Annotated in this window: 20 protein-coding genes; 6 read left to right on the top strand and 14 right to left on the bottom strand. The window is 46.4% G+C overall.

Features of this window, described 5'->3' with window-relative positions:
- Positions 1-94: 94 nt before the first annotated feature.
- On the top strand, positions 95-1,219 hold the full coding sequence (locus V1499_RS07860) for an ABC transporter ATP-binding protein (protein WP_409275216.1): 1,125 nt from the start codon (positions 95-97) through the stop codon (positions 1,217-1,219).
- Positions 1,220-2,791: a glycine betaine ABC transporter substrate-binding protein gene (locus V1499_RS07855; protein WP_409275214.1), complete on the top strand. Its 1,572-nt coding sequence runs from the start codon at positions 1,220-1,222 to the stop codon at positions 2,789-2,791. It begins immediately after the preceding gene.
- Positions 2,792-2,923: 132 nt separating this feature from the next.
- Here V1499_RS07855 and V1499_RS07850 read toward each other — a convergent pair whose 3' ends face one another.
- From V1499_RS07850 to V1499_RS07840, 3 genes are all read right to left on the bottom strand, one after another.
- Positions 2,924-3,538, bottom strand: a complete 615-nt coding sequence (locus tag V1499_RS07850; protein WP_409275212.1) for a TrkA C-terminal domain-containing protein — start codon at positions 3,536-3,538, stop codon at positions 2,924-2,926.
- A 394-nt stretch (positions 3,539-3,932) separates the two neighbouring features.
- A complete protein-coding gene (locus V1499_RS07845; RefSeq protein WP_409275211.1) occupies positions 3,933-4,250 on the bottom strand; it encodes a hypothetical protein in 318 nt (105 codons plus the stop codon).
- A 151-nt stretch (positions 4,251-4,401) separates the two neighbouring features.
- On the bottom strand, positions 4,402-5,613 hold the full coding sequence (locus V1499_RS07840) for an MFS transporter (RefSeq protein WP_409275210.1): 1,212 nt from the start codon (positions 5,611-5,613) through the stop codon (positions 4,402-4,404).
- A 209-nt stretch (positions 5,614-5,822) separates the two neighbouring features.
- On the opposite strand from V1499_RS07840, the gene V1499_RS07835 reads away from it, so the two are divergent.
- A complete protein-coding gene (locus tag V1499_RS07835; protein WP_409275208.1) occupies positions 5,823-6,128 on the top strand; it encodes a BC1872 family protein in 306 nt (101 codons plus the stop codon).
- 87 nt (positions 6,129-6,215) lie between these two features.
- Here V1499_RS07835 and V1499_RS07830 read toward each other — a convergent pair whose 3' ends face one another.
- From V1499_RS07830 to V1499_RS07785, 10 genes are all read right to left on the bottom strand, one after another.
- Positions 6,216-6,926 carry a response regulator gene (locus V1499_RS07830; protein ID WP_409275207.1) on the bottom strand — a complete coding sequence of 237 codons (711 nt, stop codon included), beginning with the start codon at positions 6,924-6,926 and terminating at the stop codon, positions 6,216-6,218.
- On the bottom strand, positions 6,910-8,511 hold the full coding sequence (locus tag V1499_RS07825) for an ATP-binding protein (protein ID WP_409275205.1): 1,602 nt from the start codon (positions 8,509-8,511) through the stop codon (positions 6,910-6,912). The genes V1499_RS07830 and V1499_RS07825 overlap by 17 nt, the downstream gene beginning before the upstream one ends.
- 100 nt (positions 8,512-8,611) lie before the next feature.
- Positions 8,612-10,138 (bottom strand): tripartite tricarboxylate transporter permease, encoded by a 1,527-nt coding sequence (locus V1499_RS07820; RefSeq protein ID WP_409275203.1) that lies wholly within the window; start codon positions 10,136-10,138, stop codon positions 8,612-8,614.
- Between the two features lie 21 nt (positions 10,139-10,159).
- Entirely contained in the window at positions 10,160-10,612 is a 453-nt protein-coding gene (locus V1499_RS07815) for a tripartite tricarboxylate transporter TctB family protein (RefSeq protein WP_409275201.1), read from the bottom strand.
- Between the two features lie 98 nt (positions 10,613-10,710).
- Entirely contained in the window at positions 10,711-11,736 is a 1,026-nt protein-coding gene (locus V1499_RS07810) for a Bug family tripartite tricarboxylate transporter substrate binding protein (protein WP_409275199.1), read from the bottom strand.
- A 281-nt stretch (positions 11,737-12,017) separates the two neighbouring features.
- Positions 12,018-13,637, bottom strand: coding sequence for an ATP-binding protein (locus tag V1499_RS07805; protein WP_409275197.1), 1,620 nt, complete (start codon positions 13,635-13,637; stop codon positions 12,018-12,020).
- 179 nt (positions 13,638-13,816) lie between these two features.
- Positions 13,817-15,616: an alpha/beta fold hydrolase gene (locus V1499_RS07800; protein ID WP_409275195.1), complete on the bottom strand. Its 1,800-nt coding sequence runs from the start codon at positions 15,614-15,616 to the stop codon at positions 13,817-13,819.
- A gap of 91 nt (positions 15,617-15,707) precedes the next feature.
- Entirely contained in the window at positions 15,708-17,117 is a 1,410-nt protein-coding gene (locus tag V1499_RS07795; protein WP_409275193.1) for a M20/M25/M40 family metallo-hydrolase, read from the bottom strand.
- 166 nt (positions 17,118-17,283) lie between these two features.
- Positions 17,284-18,558 (bottom strand): M20/M25/M40 family metallo-hydrolase, encoded by a 1,275-nt coding sequence (locus V1499_RS07790; protein ID WP_409275191.1) that lies wholly within the window; start codon positions 18,556-18,558, stop codon positions 17,284-17,286.
- A gap of 419 nt (positions 18,559-18,977) precedes the next feature.
- Positions 18,978-20,156, bottom strand: coding sequence for a M24 family metallopeptidase (locus V1499_RS07785; RefSeq protein WP_409275189.1), 1,179 nt, complete (start codon positions 20,154-20,156; stop codon positions 18,978-18,980).
- 368 nt (positions 20,157-20,524) lie between these two features.
- Between V1499_RS07785 and V1499_RS07780 the strand changes: the two genes are divergently transcribed.
- Positions 20,525-21,163, top strand: coding sequence for a helix-turn-helix transcriptional regulator (locus V1499_RS07780; RefSeq protein WP_409275187.1), 639 nt, complete (start codon positions 20,525-20,527; stop codon positions 21,161-21,163).
- Between the two features lie 54 nt (positions 21,164-21,217).
- On the opposite strand, the gene V1499_RS07775 is transcribed toward V1499_RS07780, so the two are convergent.
- Positions 21,218-21,829 carry a superoxide dismutase gene (locus V1499_RS07775; protein ID WP_409275185.1) on the bottom strand — a complete coding sequence of 204 codons (612 nt, stop codon included), beginning with the start codon at positions 21,827-21,829 and terminating at the stop codon, positions 21,218-21,220.
- 250 nt (positions 21,830-22,079) lie between these two features.
- On the opposite strand from V1499_RS07775, the gene V1499_RS07770 reads away from it, so the two are divergent.
- Both V1499_RS07770 and V1499_RS07765 read left to right on the top strand, forming a co-directional pair.
- Entirely contained in the window at positions 22,080-22,826 is a 747-nt protein-coding gene (locus V1499_RS07770) for a YqcI/YcgG family protein (protein WP_409275183.1), read from the top strand.
- Between the two features lie 97 nt (positions 22,827-22,923).
- On the top strand, positions 22,924-23,490 hold the full coding sequence (locus V1499_RS07765) for a cysteine hydrolase family protein (RefSeq protein WP_409275182.1): 567 nt from the start codon (positions 22,924-22,926) through the stop codon (positions 23,488-23,490).
- Positions 23,491-23,566 lie beyond the last annotated feature (76 nt).

The following is a 23,566-nucleotide window of genomic DNA, read 5'->3' as shown; positions in this document are numbered from 1 at the left end:
TATGAAAATTCTTTTTAAACAAACAACTTTTGTGTTACTATAAAGTTGTCACTTTCGGTAAAGGAAAAACTACTGCAAAAAAAGGGGGAATATGATGATTAAGTTTGATAACATCGTAAAAAAATATCAGCGGCAGGCCGTCATCCACAATTTCAGCCTCGAAATTGAAGAAGGCCAGCTTGTGGTTTTCATAGGACCGAGCGGCTGCGGAAAGACCACTCTTTTAAAAATGGTCAATCGCCTGATCGAGCCCACGTCTGGAAAAATTTATATTAACGGGAAAGACATTTCCAAAATAGACCCTATCGAGCTCCGAAGGAATATTGGCTATGTCATCCAAAGCACCGGCCTTTTTCCGCATATGACAATCAGGGAAAATCTTGAACTGATCCCAAAGCTTAAAGGCGAAGATTCCGTTGCGATTGAAGAAAAAACTGAAAGGCTGCTGAATCTTGTCGGCCTGGACCCAGTCCAATATCTCGACCGCTACCCGATGGAATTAAGCGGTGGCCAACAGCAGCGCGTCGGTGTTGCGCGCGCCTTTTCTACTGACTCCGATATCATCCTCATGGATGAACCATTCAGCGCCCTAGACCCCGTAACCAGAAGTTCCCTTCAGGAAGAGCTGTTCAACATGCAGAAAGAATTGAACAAGACGATAATTTTCGTTACACATGATATGGATGAAGCGTATAAAATTGCAGACCGCATTTGCCTTTTGAAGGAGGGAGAAATCCTTCAGTATGACACCCCTGAAAATATCCTTAAAAACCCCGCATCGGAATTCGTTGAGAACTTCCTAGGTAAGAGGCGGGTATGGAACAACCCGGAAGTGCTGAAAGCGGAGGATATTATGATTCCGAATCCTGTCAAGGTTTCGCCGGTACGCAACGTGCTGCAGGCGCTTGAAATCATGAAGGAGAATAAGGTGGACAGCCTGATGGTTACAAGTAAGGATAATAAGCTGATTGGCCTTGTAACATTAAAAGACATCCAAGTGACCGACCGGACCATGCTCATCGGCGAGGTAATGGAGCGGAATATCTATTCCATTTCCGAAGACCTGGATTTAATTAGTGTTTTTAAGAAAATGAATGAACACAGAATTGGCTATTTGCCTGTCGTCAATGATTCCGGGCAACTGATGGGACTGATTACCCGGAGCAGCATTCTTTCAGCCTTGAGCAGCCAGATTATGGACCTGGAGGTGGCCTTTTAAATGAAGGATTTTTTTGACTATGTATCGAACAACACTGGCCAGATCTTGAATTTGCTTGGACAGCATATTTATTTAAGCATCCTTTCAGTATTGATTGCGGTGGCCATCGGGGTGCCTCTCGGAATCATTATTTCCCGGAATAAATCCCTGTCAAAGCCGGTAATCGGAGCGGCCAATGTCGCGCAAGCGATCCCAAGCCTTGCGCTGCTCGGATTCCTTATTCCTTTTATCGGGATCGGCAGTACGCCCGCGATTGTCATGGTCGTGATTTACTCCCTTCTTCCCATTGTTAAAAACACCTACACCGGGCTGACGAATATTGACAGGGATATCCTTGAAGCCGCGCGGGGAATCGGGTTGACAAACAGCCAAATTATGAGGAAAATCCAGCTTCCGCTCGCCTTTCCAGTTATCATGGCGGGCGTAAGGATTTCAGCTGTAACAGCAGTCGGGCTGATGACGATTGCCGCGTTCGTAGGTGCCGGTGGCCTAGGTTACCTTGTTTTCTCTGGGGTCTCATCAGTAGACAACAATATGATCCTTGCCGGCGCCATCCCAGCCTGTATTCTGGCATTGCTCATCGATTTTGTTGTCGGCAGGGTTGAGTCAAAAATTTCCTATACGTCGAAAACATCCGCCAAGTCTAAAAGCAAGAATGCGCCCCTCATCAGAAGAATCGCAATCCCCGCTTTGATTGGGATCGTTATCGTCGGAACAGGTGTTACCTATGCGTTCAATATGGTTGGGGCGAAAGAAAAAATTGCAATTGGTTCAAAAAACTTCACAGAAGCGGTGATTCTCGCCAATATGGCGGCTGACCTGATAGAAGACAAAACCGACCTTGAGGTTGAACGAAAACTGAAGCTTGGCGGAACCCAGGTTGTGTTCAATGCCCTCAAGAAAGGAGACATTGATACGTATATCGAATATACCGGGACGGGGCTGGTCACCATTATGAAAAAGGAAGTCTCGAATGATCCTGATGAGGTGTACAACATGGTCCGCGAGGGTTTCAAGGAAACCTACGGCCTTGAAACGCTGAAACCGCTTGGCTTCAATAACACATACACACTTGCGGTTCGCCAGGATACCGCCGAGAAGTATGGGCTTGAAACGTTCTCAGACCTTGCGAAAGTCAGCAATGAATTGACACTTGGCGCAACGATTGAGTTTACGAACAGGAAGGACGGGCTTCCCGGCCTCGTTAATATGTACAATATGGACTTTGGGGATTTACGGGCAGTCGATGGGGGCCTTCGCTACAAAGCTCTTCAGAGCAGAGAAACAGATGTAATCGATGCGTTTTCAACAGATGGTTTGCTTGAGGAATTTAAGCTTAAGGTGCTTGAGGATGACAAAAAATTCTTCCCGCCTTATTTCGCGGTTCCAATTGTCAAGGAAGACACATTGAGAGAACATCCAGAAATAAAGGACGCGTTTGACCTGCTTGCAGGAAAACTGACAGATGAAAAAATGCGTAAACTGAACTACCGGGTCGACAGCCTGAAGGAATCCCCGCAAAAGGTCGCAAAGGACTTTCTGATTGAAGAAGGTTTAATAAACAATAAATAAACAGATCGGGGCGGTTTCAGTCCTTCTATCGGAAATGGAAGGAAACAGCAACCGCCCCTTTTTCTCTTGAAGAAAGGGAAGGACGGTTCGAGCGTTGTTTTCTGGAATCCAAGGAGAGGCCGGTCCACCCCTTTACTCTTTTAAAAAATCAAAAACACGGTTGTATGTATGCTCGTTGCCGATGACGAGCAAAATATCGCCCGCTTCAATGCTGGCGTATGGTCCTGGCGAGATAATGATTTCCCCTTCCCGTTTCAGCCCCACAATCGTGCCGCCGGTATTTTGCCAAAATTTCATGTCCGAAATCGTTTTGCCGATTTGCGGGCAGTCCTCGTTAATTTCAATTTCAAATGGAACTAGGGGATTTGTATATCTCAGCTTTCCTGAGTAATCAACAATTTTCTCAATCGTTTCAAATAGCTCCCCATCCAGCCTTTCCCGCTCCCCAATAATCTTTCGCAGCTTCTTTTCCATATCCTTTACGCTCTCAAGGTTGGAAAAGCGGTTTATGTACGTTAATGCATTCTCCCTCGAAGAAATAACAACACCCGCGCCCTTCTCCGATTTTACAATCTTGACATCTTCAAGGATCTTTATTGCTTTTCTAACCGTTTCAGGAGACACGTTGTATTCGCTCGCCAGTGTGGAACGCCCGTGAATCTTTTCGCCGACCTTGTACTTTTCATTGTAAATCCTGTTCGCTATATCAATTGCAATCTGTTCATAAATCGGAATTTTAGTCCGCATCAAAATCTTCCTTTATAAGATGATAGTGTTTCTTTTAAAACAGTTCCGCTGGTTTTATCCAGGCGGATTTTAAAAGAAACATTGATTACAGTATACCATTTCAAACCGAATTCTTTATTCTTAAAACTGTTTCACCATCCGACAACTCATGGAACAGTCTTCATAAAGGCTGTTATGGTTGTTTGGACTCGGCCAGCCTTTGAAATTGCCTTCATCCGCCACCATTATCTTCTCCTCCCAGCAGAAAATAAAAACTTTGTCTATATAATAGAAAGAAGACGCCTTTCACTATAAGGCGCCTCCTTCCTTCCTATTCTTTCGCAAATGGACTCTTGTTGTCGTACGCATTAATAAGGCATATATCCTTTATAGCCAGTCCACTTTGAGAGCTTTATTATAAAAACAAAAACGTTCCCAAGAAGAGGCAGAGCGACCCGACTGGAATAGGATGCTTCAGAAACGAGGCAAAATATTGAAACAACGATTCGGCTTCATAGCTTTCTTTTCGGAAAACGCCAAGCGTAACCGCAAGGAATACTGCGGAACAAAACAGCAGAATGTATTGAAAAGACATAAAGTGCGTGCTCACAGGGATGCGGAATGTGTACACAAAGCCTCTCTCCTTAAACATGATGAAGACTGTATACGCAAGAAGGATTTCAACTCCAAGTGTCAGCACTGCCCAAAGCCAGAATTCGATTTTCTTTCCCATACATTTCTCCTTTGGTGGATTTTCCCTTATTATAGTTGGACAGGCCCTTTCCATCAATACTCCTAATCTACCGATTTCGCCCATTTTCCCAAAAAAGAAAGCCTGCCGCCCGCCCGATTTTTCGGAGCAAAGCCTGCAGGCTCATACAATTCTATTTTCCGTGTGCCAATGACCTTCTTATTTTGCCGCCTTTCAGCTCCCCGGCGTTCAAATGGACGGCAGCCATCGCGGCCAAAAGCAGGATGCCTGTTGCGATGAAAACGACCTGGACAGGAAAAATACCTCCGATAAATCCGCCAATCATTGGCCCAATCATACCGCCGAGCTGGTTCGCTGTCTGATTCAGGCTGAACGCCCTGCCGCGGAAATCGTCTGGGGTTGATTTTACAACGAGGCCATTCAATGCAGGGTAAACCGCGCAGAAGAAGATCCCGAAAATAAACCTGATAATGGAGAAGCCCCAAATATGCGCGAATAAAACATGCGCCAGCATACCGAGGCCACCTCCAAGCAACCCGATAAACAGGACCCGCTGGAAACCGACTTTATCCGCCCATCTGCCCCACCGAGGTGCGAACAGTACGCTTGCGATGGCTGGAAGGGAGAAAATGATTCCAGCCAGTAGCGCGGCGCTATCCGCAGACCCGCTTAATTTTACAACATACAAAGGAAGGACAGGTTCGATTGTCATAACGGAACAGCTGACGACGAGCGTCAGGATGAGCACGAGCAGGAATGTATGATTGTTAAGAGCGACTTTGAAATCTTTTAGGACGGAGCCCTTTTCCTTGCTCGGTTTGAAGTTTTCTTCGCGCACCCAGAAGATGATTAGCAAAGTCGCCAGTCCGACGATGATTCCCCCGGTCGCAAATGCCCAGCGGTTCCCGACAAAATGGGCAATCGTGCCGCCAAACAGCGGCCCGGCAATTTGTCCGGCTGCTGAGCCTGAGGAAATGAGCGAGAGTGCGTACCCTACATGTTTGCCCGGTGTGTTCGTCCCGACAAGGGCAACCGCGCCCGGGATAAATCCACTCAACAATCCCTGAAGGATTCTTAACCCAAGTATTTGATAAGGGTTCGTAACAAACGCCATAAGTGTATAAATAACAAAAAGGGCAATGCCTGCCCTTACAATCATCGGTTTACGGCCGTATTTATCGGCCACCCTCCCCCAAAAAGGCGAAGCAATGGCACCAGCGAAAAACGCCGAGCCAAAAATGAGCCCGGACCATAATTCAGTGTTTTCTTCAACACCCAATTGCAGAAGAAATAATGGCAGGAACGGAATGACCATTGAAAAACTAGCTGCAGTAAAAAACACCCCAATCCATAGAACCCATAAATTACGTTTCCATATTTCCATGCACTATCCATCTCCAAGCTGAAGATATATTAACATCTCATATATCGACAATTATAGCATGGAACGAAATTAATTTCATTACCGAAATTTTCGTTATCCGAAATAATTTTGTTTACCACCTTTTTGGACGGTTAAATTTCAATAAATTGAAACAGGTACAAGCTTTAAAAATGCTAAAATAGTATCATCTGACAAAAGGAGCGGACATGATGGATAAAACCGAGATTATTGCAAGGAGAATTATGGGATGGAAGCTGAACAGGTGGGACCGCTGGTACGATCCAGAAAACAGGGTTTTCATTCCCGCAGCCGATTTCCAGCCCTCTATTAATCTGGATAATGCCATGACAATCGTAAAGCGGCTGAAGATGGCCGGATACACCTATGAAGCTACCGAAAAAAATGAAGTTTCCTTCAATGGAGTCCGTGCCACTGGGGCCACATTGGCTGAAGCAATTACCGAAGCCGCCTTTACAATAGCCGACAACAGCTCGGTAGATGATGGCTGGTTTTAATATAATTTTAGCAACCTAAATATCCGGCAAATACCAACAGCCCGGCTTTCCACTATAGCCGGGCAACAATCAGAAACTATCAAAATCCTATTTTTCCTTCACCAAATAAATCCGTTCCGGCCTCCCAACAGTTCCATACGCCAAGTCCGCATCTACTTTTTCTTCCGATACCAAATACTCCAAATACCGCCTCCCGGTCGTCCTGCTAACCCCGATTTCCATCGAAACTGATTCCGCCGTAAGCCCGGAGTCCGCTTTTACAAGGACGTCGAATACTTTTTCAAGTGTACGCGGGTCAATGCCTTTTGGCAGCAGGGGTTTCTCCGCCACAACGACGCCGGCCTCTTTCCTTAAAAGCATATCAACCTGCTGCTGGGTAACAAGAACTGACTGCCTCTCAAGATTATGGAGCTGGCCATAATAGTCACGATACCGGACAAGCGATTGCTTAAATCGTTCAAAAATGACCGGCTTAATAATAAAATCAAAAACGCCAATCGTGACTGCTTCCTGGACCCGGTTAATTTCCTTTGTAGCGGTGATCATGATGACATCCATCTTCTTTTTTTTCTGCTTTAGCTCCCTTAACAGGTCCAAGCCGTCCATATCTGGAAAGTAAACATCCAACAGGACAAGATCGGGCTGCATGATGTCAATATAGCTTCTCGCCTCATTATAGCTCGCGGCAATCCCGACGGTCGTAAAGCCCCCGACTTGTTCAATAAACTTCTGCTGGATTTCCGCAATTCTTAAATCGTCTTCTACGATGAGTACTTCAATGTTATTGGCGTTGTCCATTCCGCTTCCCCCTTTTTGGCAGTGCTACGGTGAAAAGTGTCCCTTCCCCTTCAACGGAAGAAAAGGTGATGGTACCGCCAAGGCTTTCCACGGCATTTTTTACAAGGCTAAGGCCAATTCCCTGGTTCGTTGACGAACCTTTCGTCGAAAAGCCTTCTTCAAAAATTTTGCCGCAGTCATCCGTTGGTATTCCTTTTCCGTTGTCCTCAATTTCTATAATCAAGTCCTTCCCCAAGTCTGTCAAAAATAAGGAAACTTTCTTCTCCTTGTCCTTGTTATTCTTAACCGCTTCAAATGCGTTATTAATGAGGTTTCCAATAATGGTAATCAGCTTGTCCCTACTAATTTCCGCTGGAACATCCTTAAAAGAACTGGACTCGTCCACATGAAACGTTAGTTTCAGTTCGCTTGCTAGGCTTGTTTTACCAAGAATGAACCCGGCAATAACCGGATCGGGCACTTCCCTCATCAAAAATTCGATAAAACCTTGTGCATGGTCCATCTCATTCGAAATAAATTCGATTGCCTCTTTATACGAGCCGAGTTGGATAAGGCCCAAAAGTGTATAAAGCCTATTTGAATATTCATGTGTCTGTGCCCTAAGCCCCTCCGCATAGGATTTGATATGCGTCAGTTCCTGGAGGAGCTTCGATATCTCCGATTTATTCCTAAGGCTTGCAACAGCGCCTATTACCTCATTTTTGTTGTTAATGATTGGAACACGGTTAACAAAGAATGAATTTCCGTTAATGGTGAGCTCCTGGTCATATTCCGCCTTTCCACTTTTCACGACGTTAAGGAGCTGGGAATGAACAATGACCTCTTCAATCCTTTTCCCCCTTAAAAGGACTTGATTTGGGACGTCCAGAATTTTATGGGCCGTTTCATTGACGACCGTTATTTTTCCTTCAGTATCGATTGCGATGATGCCTTCGTAAATGGATTCAAGGATGGCGTGCTTTTCCTGGTACATCCAGGCGATTTCCTTTGGCTCCAGCCCAAAAATGGCTCTTTTAATATTTAAAGAGATTAACAGGGCTGCAATGATGCCTCCGAGCAATATTGTGAGAGTCGCGAGGAATATTTTCTGTTGGACCTTTGAAACTTCCCTTTCTATATCGGTCTGAAGGTATCCGACTGAGACGACGCCAATGACTGTCCCATCATGGAAAATCGGTGCTTTCCCACGAAGAGATGGGCCAAGGGTTCCGGTAGATTCAGAGATAACAGATTCTCCTTTGAAGACCCGGACGTTGTCTCCTCCGACCATTGTTTGCCCAATCCTCAACGGATTCGGGTGGGAGTAACGAATTTCTTTCCTATTTCCGATAACAATAAATTCAGCATTAACCTTTTGCCTGATTTTCTCAGCGATAGGCTGGATAGTAGCGGACGGATTTTCCGAAAAAAAAGCTCTTTGGATTTCAGGCATATTTGCGATGGACTGAGCTACAGAAAGGGCTTTGGTTCCTTTTTCATGTTTTAAATTCTCTTCCATAATCGTTTTAAACGTATATTCAAATAACCCGCCAATCAGCAGGATGACCAAACTTATGCCAACCATCAACTTTGTATGTAAGCGCATAATAACCTCCCTCTTCTTATCATAATGAATTATGAATATTCTGCCAACAAGATACTTTTTTATAAAAGCAAAAAAACTCCCCGAAAGGAGTTTTTGCAAATCAAGCCTCTTCGTTTATGACTACCGTTTTTCCTTTAAGTTTCATTAATACTGGAATGATGAGCCACAATACGGTCATCAAGAGGAAAACAAGAGAGAGTGGCCTTGTGAAAAACGGAGTAAAGTCGCCGTTTGATATGGTGAGTGCCCTCCGTAAATTATTCTCGAGCATTGGCCCCAATACGAGCCCAAGCACTAGCGGGGCAATCGGGTAATCATTTTTCCCAAGAAAGTAGCCGACAAGGCCGCAGAAAATGAGAAGTAGCAGATCGTTGACCGAAACCTGGACCGCATAGACGCCGAAAATCGAAATGGCGATAATAATTGGTATCAAATACTTCTTTGGCGTCTGGATGATTTTCGCGAAAACTCTTACTAGCGGCAAGTTCAGCACAAGGAGCATCACGTTGCCGACAAACATACTCGCGATCAGCCCCCAGGCAACCTGCGGATGGTTGTCAAATAGGAGCGGTCCCGGCTGCACATTGTACATCATAAACGCCCCCATTAGGATGGCCGTCGTACCTGAGCCCGGAATTCCGAGTGTCAAAAGAGGAATCATCGCTCCCCCAGACGCGGCATTGTTCGCCGATTCAGGAGCAGCGACCCCCTCGATCGCTCCCTTCCCAAATTTTTCAGGGTTCTTCGAAATCTTTTTTTCAAAAAGGTAGGAGAAAAAGGATGCTAGGGTCGCTCCCGCCCCGGGAAGTATCCCGATAAAAAAGCCAAGCAGTGAGCCCCTTGCAATGGGCGCGGCTGATTGCTTCAGCTCGGCTTTCGTCGGATACAGGTTTTTGATGGTGGCTGCTTGGGTATCCTCCGAATCCTTTTCCAAAATTGTCTTAAACACTTCTCCGAGAGCAAAAAGTCCGACAGCAATGGTCAGGAACTCAATTCCTTGATAAAGCCATGGCTGGTTGAATGTAAACCGGGCAATTCCCGATACATTGTCAATCCCAATTGTTCCCACCAAAAGCCCCATAATGGTCATAATCAAGGCTTTCGTCACTGACTTTCCCGCCAGCCCACTAACAGCACCAAGACCGAGGAGCATCAACGAAAAATACTCGGCGGGCCCGAACTTAAGGGCAACATTTGACAGTGGGGTCGCTAACAAAACAAGTGCGATCAGCGTAAATATCCCCGCGACAAACGAACCGATTGCCGCTATGGACAAAGCGCTTCCGGCTCTGCCTTTTTTGGCCATTTGGTAGCCATCAAGCGTTGTTACGACCGATGAAGATTCTCCCGGGGTATTTAACAAAATCGACGTCGTCGACCCACCGTACATTGCTCCATAATAGACGCCCGCCAAAAGAATAATCGCACTTGTCGCAGCCTGCTCGGGAGGCAAATTCCCGGTAATCGACGCTGTAACTGGAATAAGAAGCGCGACTCCGCTCATTGGTCCGATGCCGGGCAAAACTCCTACGGCCGTGCCAATTAAAACCCCGACAAATGCAAATATCAGGTTGTACCATATTAATGCCGTACCGAATCCATCCACTAAATACTGTATAACGTCCACTTTACCTTCTCCTTCCCTTATCTAAAACCAAACCGGCCAGCCAGGAAGCGTTCCTTTAAGCACTTCGACAAACATAAAATATACCCCATATGAAAAAATGGCTGAAATGATTAAGGAAACCACCCATTTGGAACGCTCCATTACCTGGAAGCAAACAAAGAGAAACACAAATGTCGTGATGACATAGCCGACTTTCTCCAAGGTCAGTGCGTAAATAATCGTGGCTGCAAAAATGATAAGGAATGGTTTGTAGTGGATTTTTTCCTTTTTACCTCCGCTGTTTTTCCTTTTAAAAGTCTCATAGAAAAGCCGTATGCTCAAAAGGATAAGCAACACTCCCAAGGTGAAAGGAAATATATCAGGGCCTACACTGCTTCCGTATGCCGAGGCGGCCAGCTTTTTGCTGCCAACCGCGAAAGCGAGGCCGACCGCAAGAAAAAGAACCGATGCTATCCGATCAAACCTGTTATCCATTGTAATTCCCCCTCGCATCCCTTGAAGTTTCCATTTCAATTACAGCAAGGGACAAAATTTAAAATCGGGAAGGAGAAGAGACTCCTTCCCTCCATATCCTATTTTTGCATTCCGAGCGCTTCAAGAAGTTTCTGAACCTGGCCTTCCTGATCCTTCAAAAACTGTTTGAAATCCTCGCTGTTTTTGTATTCCAATTCCCAGCCCTGTGATTCAACTTCTGTCTTCCATTCAGATGTTTCAACGAGCTTGGCGATTGTGTTGTCCCAATAAGCCTTTGCTTCATCAGACATTTTCTCTGGTCCGAACACGCCACGCCAAATCGTAAATTCAGCGTCTATTCCCTGTTCCTTCGCAGTAGGAACATCAGCATAATCCCCTCCAAGGCGCTCAGAAGAAGTAACAGCAAGAACCTTTACCTTCCCGGCCTTCACGAATTCCTTAACACTCGACGCGTCGGTACCAATGACATCGGCATTGCCTCCTAGAAGAGCGGTAATTGCTTCCCCGCCGCCATCATAGGAAACATATTTTACCTTCGATGGGTCAATTCCATATTCAAAGGCAGGCAAAATGGAAATCAAGTGGTCCATTGAACCTGGGGCGGATCCCCCTGCGAAGGTCAGCTTGGCAGGATCCTTTTTCACCTCATCCAAAACGGATTTCAAATCAGTAAACTTGGAATCCGCCTTCACGACAATTGCTCCATAATCTCGTGTCAATTGCGCCAAAGGCGTCGTGTTTGCATATCCGTATGGGCTGTTTCCTTCCTTTTTCAGGTTATTAATGATAATTGGCGGAGAATTAACAAACAGCATTTGGTTATTGGATACATGCTGGGTTGCATACTCGGCCATAAAGACCGCACCGCCGCCGCCCGGCTTATTTTCTACCGTCATTGGCTGCTTGACCAATTTTGTTTCACTAAGAATCTTTGTAAACGAACGCGCGGTTAAATCCCATCCGCCACCCGCGCCGGATGGAGCAACTACAGTTAAAGCTTTGCTTGGATATTCAGAACCACTTTTTTTCTTTCCCCCCGCAGTTTCCTTTTCACTGCATGCCCCCAAACTTAATGCGAATACCCCCGCAGCTGCCAAAAGCGAAAACTTCTTCCATGCTTTCATACATATCCCCCTTTTAAATTGAAAACGCTTTCTTAATTTTATTAAAGATTTTGATAATTTGAATATTATAAATATAAATTGCATTAAAAACTTAATCTTCATTTTGTTCATTTTGTTCACTTGCGAAATTCGCAGTTTACGAAAATAATCATTTTGGGACGGGGAAGCCTTCTGGTCCAATTGAGGCTGATAAACAATTTTTAAATAGAAAAAGCCTCCGTGTTGGAGGCGAAGAAATTCGTTTTTTAAAAATATATTTACCTATTATAAATTTCAGTTTGTCACCCCGCAAGCGGCAACGTGATTGTAATGAGCGTCCCCTCATTCACGCGGCTATGATAATCAATGCTCCCGTGATGCTGTTTAATGATTTTATGGCAAATCATCAAGCCCAGGCCCGTCCCTTTCTCCTTCAGGGTGTAAAAAGGCTCACCAATGCGCGGGAGAATCTCCTCAGGAATGCCGCAGCCATCGTCCTGTACAGTAATCACACAATTCCCGATTCGATCTTTTCGAAGCGTGATATGAATTTTCCCTCCGTCCTCCATCGCTTCCATGGCATTCTTAAAAATGTTCAGGAACACCTGCTTGACCTGATTTTTTTCACAAATTATAAGGTATTCAGGTTCTTCATACCGGAAATTGATTTGGACGTCCTTCAAATGCGCCTCTGGCGAAAGGGTGTCAATTGTATTTTCAATGATGTCCCTAATATTTGCCTTGTCCATGGTAATTGCCTGCGGCTTGCCGAGCGACAGCATTTCGCTCGTGATTGTTTCAATCCGGCTCAATTCATTGAGAATCAAATCATTAAACTTAAAAGCAGGGTTTTCTGTCTTATAAAGCTGAATAAATCCCTTAATCGTTGTAAGGGGATTGCGAATTTCGTGGGCAACCCCAGCCGCAAGCTCGCCGACAACTGAGAGCTTCTCCGACCGCAACAGGATTTCTTCGGCTTTTTTCCGTTCAGAAATATCCCTGCTCACGATGACAATGTGCTCGATTGATTCGTTTTCTTTTACTGGCATGAGGCGGGATTCAAAGTCGATCCAGCGTCCGTCTTTATGGCGCAATCTCAGTTCAACCGAAAGGGTTTCTTTTTTTTGAAAAACTTCTTCAACCGCCCTCCGAGAGAAATCCAAATCATCCGGATGGAATGTACTCAATATCCCCATTGCGTCAAGCTCTTGGGAACTGTAACCAAGCGCGCTTCCATGGGATGGGGAGAGATAGGTGAAGGATCGATCCTTGCCCAATACGGCAATGAGGTCGGAGGTGTTTTCGGCAATAAGTCGGTACTTTCGCTCGCTCTCCACCAAACTCTCCTTAATAGCCTCCTTTTCAGTAATAGTCCAATGAAGCTTCTCATTCGCTTCAATAAGGAGCCCTCCAAGCAGAACTCCGAGTAGGATAAATAGCAAGTATTCAAAATGAAAAAAGAAATCGTGCCTGAATATATTAAATGCGAACGGAACAATGGCAATGTAAATGCCGGTATAGGCCACATAAAGAATGAAACATTTCAGGAACGGACTGAAACTGGAATATCTTCGATGAATCAGTGTAAATGCCCCCATAATCACAAGCCAGCCTACGACCGCCGGCAGCCAGTTCGGGCTTTCCAGTAATCTGGACATAAGGGAAATTCCTCCGGCTAACAGTCCCGGAAAAGGACCAAGATAGGCAAAGACGAGGATGAGTACCGCGTAACGGATATCATATAAATATCCCTGTTCGTGAATGGAAAGATACACAAGTACCGACGATACAATTCCAGCATACAGACCTGCAAGAAAACGACAATGTTTCATTTGAATGGGCTTCATGAACGAACGAATGACTAAAGGAATGCTGACCATCGTTGAAAAAATTGAAAGGTTTATCATATAATCCAGCAACATCCAATCGCCCCAATCCTTACCCTGAAGTGATATTCCTATTTTTAGTAAATCACAATTTTCGGTATTTTTATACATTTTTTTCTAAAAAACAACCCCCGCTTAGTTTCCTCGCGGGGGCTGTGAACTTCAAACGGTAGATAGGGTTGTTTTCCTACTTTGCTGATATGCTCTGTCTTTATTTACATGGCGGTTATCGCGGCCTTCCCTATGTGTTCGTCAAGGAAGTCGGCGACGCCAGTATAGGCGGTAATGTTGTTTTTCAATTTTACAAAGAAATGGCCCTCATCCTCGAAACGGATGTACTGGACCGGATGGTTCCGGGCTTTCAATTCATTGACCATCTGCTCGGTTTCCTCGATCGGCACACGCGGGTCGTTCGCACCGTGGAGCATCATGACCGGGCATTCAATGTCCTTCGTCCGGTACAGCGGGTCAATTTCATCAAAGAAATCGCCATCCGCTTCGATGCTGCCATATTCCGCTTCCCTTAACTTGCGGCGCCAAACGCTGGTGTTTTCCAGGAACGTCCGGAAGCTTGATATCCCGACGATATCGATTGCCGCTGCCCACAGCTTCGGATAATGGGTAATGGCGGCAAGAACCATGAAGCCTCCATAGCTCCTCCCCATGACGGCAATTTTATCGGGATCGGCGTTTCCTTCCTCCTTCAGCCACTCGACAAGCGCCACGAGATCCTTGACCGAATCCATCCTCTTCCTAACATCGTCCAGGTGGGAATAGCTTTTCCCGTACCCGGTGCTTCCCCTCACATTCGGCGTGCACACCGCATACCCTCGGCTCAAGAAATATTGCAGGAACGGATTATAGACCGCGCGGATTTGCGACTCCGGACCGCCATGGACAAACACCACGACCGGCAGCTTCCCTTCGGCGTTTTTCGGCCGGTAATAAAATGCCGGCACCTCAAGGCCATCAAACGATGTGAATGTAATTAACTCTGGCGCGATGAGCTGTTCCTCGACAACCGGCAGGCTCGATACGAAGGTTAGCCTTCTGGTATTCTTCGATTCTATTTCCAGCTCCCATATATCGGATGGCTGGGTCGCGCCGTTCAGCACATATGCCAGCTTTTTGCTGTCCGGTGAAAAAGAAAGCTCTGTAATCACTCCGGCCGGTGTTTCCCATGTTTCAATGGAGCCGGGTTCAAGATGATAAAGAACTCCTTTGGAAATCCCACCTTCATTCACCGTATAGGCAAGGACGCTCTTATCCTTGCTAATCGCGAGCCCTTCGAGGTCCCATTCCCTCTCGTCAAGCCACGCCAGTTCTTTCGTGGCAACCTTAATGGCGGCCAAGGCAGCGAATTCCCGATCCTTGTTTGTTAAAACGTAAATATCCTTTCCATCCTTGCTGAATTCGGGGTTTTCGAATTTCGCTTCACCTTCATGGGTAGTCAGCCAGGAAACTTCCCCGCTTTCAAGATTGAGGAGGCCGAGGTCATTATCGAGATTCGTGTTGACTCTGTCAATCAGGAGGGACTGGCCATCAGGGGACCATTTAACAGCATGATACATGCCATCCCCCTCGAAAATCTTTTTAAATTCTAATGTTTCAAGGTTTTGGATATATATATCAAACTGTGCCGCGTTCCTCCGGTTGCTCGCCCACGCAATCCAGCTTCCATCTGGGGAGCTTCCGCCATAGTGATGGATATGGTCAGGAGAATCGGTAAGCGGTACAAGGGTTCCATCGTCATTCAACAGGAACAGCTGCTGCTTTTCGTTCACTCCGGCGTCCATTCCGATAATACGTTTGGATGTTCCGGCTATGTAGCTGACAAACATAATTCTTTCTTCCGTAAACGAGTTTTGCGAAGGCCAGCCGCCATTCATGCTGAGCTCCCACACTTGTGGAAGGCCGGTATAATCGGTGATGAAACTGATTTTCGTGCCCTCCGGGTGGTAAATCGGCTTCTTCGCCGTCCGGACATGCAAAAATGGCTGTATTCCTATTGTCATTTTGGTTAGGTCCTTTCTATTAAAAACTATTTTTTATTTGGATGTAGATTTCCTCTTCGACACAAACTTTTTCCGCCGGGCGTCTGTAAAATTAAGCTTCGATGGTTTCGGAGGCGAGCTTCATGGCTTCCGGGAATCCGGTGAGCATATGGGCCATATGGACGATTCCCTGTTCGAAGTCCGCCAGGCGGATCGATTCATTCGGCGCATGCGCCTTTGATTTCACCCAACCCACCCCGGTGCTGACGATTGGCAACTGAAGCATTTCGCCGAAAATATACATTGGCCCTGTACCAGCGGAATTCGGCGCAAGGACACATCCAGCTTCGTACACGTCTTTGGCGGTCGCGATAACATGCTGAATAAATGGATGGTTATAATCCGAACGGTATGCTTTCTGTCCGTTCAGTGATGTAACCTTTACGTCATGGAAGCCATGCTTTTCCATATGCTTTTCAACACAATGCAGGATATGGTCCGGATCCTGGCCCGGAACGAGCCTGCAATCAACCTTTGCTTTCGCGCTTTTCGGAAGGACGGTTTTCGAACCTTCCCCGGTATAGCCGCTTTCCAGTCCGCAAATCGTCATTGTTGGATGGAAAACCATCGCTTCTCGCGGGTCCTCTCCCTTGGTAGCTGTAATGAGCGGACGCTTTAGGCCGTAAAGAGTTGCTGTTGCCTCTTCATCAAATGGAAGCGCCCTGACCGCCTCCAGTTCTTCTTCCGTCGGCGGGATAATCCCGTCGTAAAAGCCCTCTACCAGTATCTCATTCCGTTCGTTCCGCATTGTAGCAAGAGCCTGGACCAACCGCCAAGCCGCGTTATCCACATAGGCGCCAACGGACGAGTGCATATCAATATCGGCACCGGTGCAGGAAAGTTCGAGGTACGCCATCCCTTTTATGCCGGCGACCATATTGATCCGCTCTTCGCCATCCTTTCCGCCAAACTCCCAAATACACGCATCAGCCGCAAACAAATCCTTGTATTTTTCCAAATATGGCGCAAGATTCGGGCTGCCGATTTCCTCTTCGCCTTCGATAAGGAATTTAATATTGCATGGAAGTCCGCCTTCCGCTTTTTGCAGCACGTTGATGGCTGTAAGTCTTGCGACAAGATCGCCCTTATTGTCCGCTACGCCGCGCGCATAGAGGATTCCATCGACAATGACCGGGTTGAACGGTTCGGAATGCCACTCCTCAAGCGGCTCCGGCGGCTGGACATCGTAGTGGTTATAGAACAAAAGCGTCTTCTCAGCATCTCCGCCTCCTCCCGCTGGGAAAAAGGCGTAAACAACCGGATTCCCCCCAAGGTCATCGAGAACTTGGGCTTCACCGCCCGCATCCTGGATTATTCTCACAACAAAAGCAACCGTTTCCGGAATCGCTGTATTTTGGGCAGAAATCGTTGGCAGCCTTAAATACTCTTTTAAAATCTCAAACGCCCCCGGCACCTGCTCCTTCGTATAGTTTTTCAAATCCTCTAACTGTAGCCTGGCCATAAACCTGCCCCCTTTTTAAAATATGCCAATAAATATTTCGACACCCGAAGCACTAATCCCTTCTAGTTTTCTAAATATTCTTTTAAAAAAAGATTTGGTGATAGAATCATCCTTGGAATCATAATGCAAAAAGGAGAGGCGGCGATTAATCCGTCTCCCCCTCCTATCACCGCCTCGGCAAAAGAGGCTGGCTTACCCCTTCGACGCCGACAAGACCGAGAATAGTTAAAAAGATATTTTGCACTCCTTGATATGCGCCGGCTGGCTCGTAATATTCCTCGAGGGTATGGCAGCCGCCGAACGCTCCGCCCCCTCCGAGTGTAACCGCAGGGATGCCAAGGCTGATCGGAACATTGGAATCAGTGCTCACCGGCCCGTTCAATATAGGATCGAAGCCAAGCGAGGAGGATGCGGCCATTGCCGCCTGAACGATTATGCTGTCCTCGGGCTGAGAACCGGCGGGCCTGTCCCCGACAAGCTTACTATCCACCCGGATTGAGTCGGTATCCCAACGCCTATTTTCGGCCTCAGCCGCTTCCCTTACAATTCCAAGTGCCTTGTCCTCAAGCTCGGCAAGGGCATCAGGTGAGACAGAACGTAAATCAAGGAGCATCTCGGCGCTGGCCGAAATTGTATTGACCGATGTTCCTCCATTAATCGTCCCAACGGTAAATGTTGTTTTCGGTTCAGCAGGGGTCTCGATATCACTAATCCCCGCAATTGCCCGGCCCAAGGCATGGATTGCGCTTGGCTTTCCAAAATCCCCGAAGCTGTGCCCGCCCGGACCAGTATACGTAATATGATAGCGCCGGCTTCCGGTGCCAAGGTACGTAATCCGTTCGGGGCTTCCCGGTTCGATTGAAATGAAACCATCAATGCCGTTGTTATTTTCAAACAATGCTTTGACTCCGTTCAGGTCGCCAAGGCCTTCTTCCCCAACGGTCGCGCCAAATAGGATATCTCCTACAGTATGTATGCCTGATTTTTCAAAAGCACGAAGCAGTGTAAGGACAGCCGCTAGCCCACGGCCATCATCGGCAATGCCCGGCGCGTAAATCCTTCCATCCCGCTGCTTCGCCTTCACATCGGTCCCTTCAGGAAAAACGGTGTCGAGATGGGCGCACACAACAAGCGTTGGCCCATTGCCGCTCCCTTTCCGGATCCCAAATACGTTCCCTTGTTTATCAGTCGTTACATTTTGAAGGCCGTACCCGATTAATCTCCGTTTGTAGTCCAAACCCCGAACCGACTCATCGAACGTAGGTGCCGGAATCTCGGTTATTGAAATTTGCTCGCTTGTCGTATAATCATTATCATGCTCCAGGAAATCCAACCCTTGCTGTACGAATGCATCTTTTACAAGCGATTCATAAATGCCTTTTACATGTTCGGAAATCAGCTCAACTGGATTTTCCTCGGCCAGCTTCAACTCTTTTGACATTTTTCCTACCTCCCGTGTTGTCATAGGCTATCAACCTTAACTATACTCCGATAATTCAGAAAATTAAACAACAATGCATTTGGAATCGGTATTGATTTTATAAATCTCTTATTATTCATGTGGATTTCAGTGACTTCCTTTTGGGATTTCGGCGAATCTTTGTCGTTCAAACGAATTTGAGTGACACCTTTTCTGGATTTCGGCAAATCTTTGTCGCTCAAACGAATTTGAGTGACTTCGTTTTCGAATTTTGCCTAAACAATGTCGCTCAACGGGATTTGAGTGACTTCCTTTTCAGATTTTGCCCAAACAATGTCACTTATCTGGATTTGAGTGACTTCCTTTCCGGATTTTGCTCAACCAATGCCAAAAAGAAAGAGAGTAATCTTCAAGATTCTCTCCTCCACAAAAAATATAGTTTAATAGCAAATCATCGAATCAAAGTCCCTTGGATAATACGTCAGCATTTCCATGCCGTTTTCAGTTACGAGGACGGTGTCGGAATGCCTGAACCCGCCGAGGCCCCTGACATAAATTCCGGGTTCTACGGTAAATACCATGCCCGGCTGCATGATCGTCTGGTCGCCGAGATCAAAAAATGGCGCTTCGTGTCCCAAAAGTCCTATTGCATGTCCCGTATGGTGTTGGACTAGATGCTCGACCCCCGACTCCTTCCAGAACTTTTGAACGGCCTGTTCGACAACGGAACACGGTTCGCCAGGCTTGATTGCCGCGAATGCGACCTCCTGTGCGTCATACATGATATGAAAATACTTTTCCTGCTCTTTGCTGGCTTCCTGGACAAACATCGTTCTTTCCAATTCGCTGTGGTAACCCCATACATCAGCCGCAGCGCCGGTTACAAGTGTATCCCCTTTTTTCAAAATTAGGTTTTGGGTCACGGCGTGAGGGAAGGCGGACATTTCCCCGATCTGGCCACGGAAGATCGCGTAAGCTGTCCTTCCATGAGGGCGGTAGTCTTTCCCTAGCGTTTCAATCATTGCCATCGTTGATTCGGTGGAAGCCTTGCTCGTAATCTCGATTTCACTCAATCCCGGCTTTGAATATTTTTGCAGAAGGCGGTGGGCGAGATTCCCCCAGCGGCATGATTCCTTGATTAACTCAATTTCTGCGGGAGACTTAATAAACCTCATTTCTTCCACTAGCCCTTTCAAAGAGACAAACTCTGCATCAAGAAAATCACTTACGGCCGGCCCCCGATATCCCATCGATGATCCGTATCCAATCGCGTCATAGCCAACAGCCTTTCCGGAAAAGCCTGATTCGGTCAAAGCATCCTTCAAATATTCCATCGGATGGCGAAGCCCCGGATATTCAGGATACGAATGGACGTGATCAACAACAGCAAACTCCTCTGCATGCTCATGCTCAAGCGCCGGGACAAACAGATGGGTCTTATGGGACGGATCCACGAAAAAGCCGATCGGCCTCTCGGTTGGGTGAAAGTGGAAGTTGGTCAAATAAAAAATATCGGTCACGCTGAACAAAATCGCGCAATCCGCGTTCCTCTGGCCCAGCTGCGAGATAAACTTCCGCTGCCTTTCAAGAATCTCCGATTTCGGAATGGATAAAAGCATTCATTCTCATCTCCCTCGTTTTCTTTTAAAAACATTCACTTAAGCCTTTAAAAGGAGTCCGGGTACGCTTCTACTCAAATAGCTGTTGAGACATGGAAGGTACAATAAATTAATTTCCGAATTATCCCCCTTTTCTGAAATTAATAAACGTTCTTCCATTTGTCAATATTGTTTCGACTGCCTAAATAAATTAACCAACGTTTTTTCCTTACTGAAAATCCAAAAATGCCCGCTTTTTGAAGAAAGACTTCGATTCAGGCCACAGTTCCCATTCCCTTTCCATTTTTTATACTTTATTGTATAATTAGTTGATTTTAACCGTACGCTGTGAGCCGGTCTGCGGGTTTTAACAGAGAGGGGTGATGAGGATGGTGGAGCTAAGGAAACCAACTAAGGAAAGAATTCTTGAATTATTAAAGAAGGAAACCAGCATGACGGTCGTATCTCTTACAAACCATCTGAATATCACCCATATGGCAATTCGGAAGCATCTGAATGCCCTGGAAACGGATGGGTTGGTCAATTCACGCGAGGCTAGGCAGCCAATGGGCAGGCCTCTACAAATCTATTCTTTGTCAGCTAAAGGAGAAGCTCTATTCCCCAAAAATTATGAAGGGATTACCCTTGATTTCCTACAGGATATCCAGGAATTATACGGGGAAGACGCCGTAAAAGATCTTTTCCAAAAAAGGGAGAAGCGCCTGACAGAGGAGTATTCACGGAAAATCGGCGACAAATCGAATCCGGATAAAATCAAGGAAATTGTCAGCCTGCAAAATGAAAAAGGCTATATGGCGGCTGCCACGAAAATTGACGATCACACATACGAGCTGGTCGAATACAACTGCCCCATCCTTGCGGTTGCCAACCATTACAAAACAGCGTGCAAGTGCGAAACGCAAATGCTGAAGAATGTCCTTAAGACGGAAAACATCAACCGGGTTAGCTGCAAAGCGGACGAGGATGACCACTGCCGATTTAGAATCGAGTTTACCGTAAATAAATAAAAAAACACTTTTAGCCGGGGAAGCCCCGTCCTAAAAGTGTTTTTTTGTTGTTTCTTATTTCGCTGCGGAATAAAGCTTGTTCACTTCATCCCAGTTGATTACATTAAAGAATGCTCCGATGTAATCAGGGCGTTTGTTTTGGTACTTCAGGTAATAAGCATGCTCCCAAACGTCAAGGCCGAGGATTGGAGTCTTGCCCTCCATCAGCGGGCTGTCCTGGTTCGGCGTGCTTGTCACCGCCAATTTGCCGTTGTCGACAACTAGCCATGCCCAGCCTGAGCCGAAGCGTGTAGTTGCGGCTTTTGTGAATTCTTCCTTGAACTTGTCGTAGCTTCCGAATGCTTCGTTGATCGCATCCGCTACTTCGCCAGTCGGGGCACCGCCGCCATTTGGCGAAAGAAGCGTCCAGAACAGGCTGTGGTTCGCGTGGCCGCCGCCGTTGTTGCGTACAGCCGTGCGGATATTTTCCGGTACAGCATCAAGGTTCGCGATTAGCTCTTCGATTGTTTTTCCGGATAGATCTTCATGGCCCTCAAGAGCCGCATTCAGGTTGTTGACATATGTCGCATGGTGGCGATCATGGTGGATTTCCATTGTTTGCGCATCGATATGAGGCTCAAGCGCGTCGTTTGCATAAGGCAATGCAGGTAGTTCGTATTTAGCCATTTCAATATCCCCTTTTATGTAGTTTTAGTTCTATACGATTTGATTATAAAACTGTCCTCTTACTTTTTCAACTAATAAGTATAAAAACTCCTGTGTACGCATCCAGCTTACCGTTGTATCCGGCCGTTTGCTACCCTTTGCTAATCTACCTTAAAGTTCATACTTTCTTTTTCTGATGCCTTTAAAAAAGCCTTGCCGACTCACTCCGAAAAGGTCCCTGAATACTCTAATGAGGAGAGGAGGGCCATGTATGGTTTTATATAAGCAAGAGGAAGTCGTCCGGCTTGAGATGGAGCCATGGAAAAAGGATGCGGTACAGAAATTTTCGGAAAAGATAAGCAATGAGGAAAAGCCATTCCCTTGCATACCAGCTACGATTGGCCAGCACCTCGGGCACTTCAGATTCGGATTTCTTCCTTACCCCGAGGAGGCCGATTCCACTTCCAAACTGGCGCTGGCGCTTGGAGAATATGCAAAGAGCTATAGAAAATATGGAAAGTATACTTCCCTCGTTCTATTTTATAAAGATACTGACCGGGATATTTTAAGTGTTGCACAGTATGAGAAGCTCTTTTGGGAACAGATGAAGGAGTGCTCCTTACTTGACTCCGGCAAATGGCCGGCCCATATACCGTCAGATGCCGGCAATCCATTATGGGAGTACTGTTTTAATGGTGAGCAGTTTTTCGTATACTGCGGAACGCCCGCTCACCAACAGAGGCAAAGCAGGCATTTTCCTTATCTAATGCTCGCCATAACCCCGAGGTCCGTTCTGGTGGAATTTAATTCGGTGGAGGCTCGCGCCGTGAAAATCAAGGCGGATATCCGGAAACGACTTGTCGCTTATGATAGCGCCCCAATACACCCGGATTTGAATACGTACGGAAATGAAAACAATTTTGAATGGAAACAATACTTCCTCAGGGATAACGAATCTAGTCCCGTAAGCTGTCCCTTCCATTATTTATTAAAAAGCAGTGAAAAGACGCAAAGTTGAAGATGGTGGATAACCTTCAGCATGCCGAATGGGCATGTTTTTTTATGGCCGGAGGAAACCTATATTCCAGAGAACCATAAGATAAGGAGGAACTTTTTTGCCACAACTATTCGATAAACCGGCTCTGCTCGTCCTCGACGTCCAAAAGGGTTTTGACGACCCTTATTGGGGAGAGCGGAACAATCCCGAGGCAGAGGAAAATATTAATAGGCTTCTAACAGAATGGAGGAAGCGGGAATGGATTGTTGTTTACTCGCAGCACCTCTCCCTGCTACCCGATTCACCGCTGAACTACAAAAATGGCGTCAATATTGAAATCAAGGAGCCCATCCGGCCACTAAAAGGCGAGTTAGTGTTCACGAAAAACGTCAACAGCGCGTTCATCGGAACCGCTTTGGAGGAATTTTTAAAAGGGCATCAGATTAAAACTCTTGTGATTACCGGCTTTTCGACCCAACATTGCGTTTCAACGACAACACGGATGGCCGGCAATTTGGGGTATACGAACTTCCTCGTTTCGGATGCAACCGCAGCGTTCGAAATTACCGGCCCTGACAACGTAAAGCATCCCGCTGAAGATATCCACAAAATTGAACTGGCGATGCTTCATAAGGAGTTTGCGACCATCACCACAACGAACGAGATTCTTGAATCGATTGGATGATTTAGCCGAACAAAATCCGCCTCTGCGGCTGAACGAATTTTATATCCCGTAATAAAAAAGGGACAAACCGGTTAAA

Origin of the sequence: Neobacillus oceani, from assembly GCF_046237595.1 — a bacterium.
Classification (GTDB): Bacteria; Bacillota; Bacilli; order Bacillales; family Cytobacillaceae; genus Bacillus_D; species Bacillus_D oceani.
The sequence above is the reverse complement of the archived record's forward strand: the minus strand, read 5'-3'. Positions and strand labels throughout refer to the sequence as shown.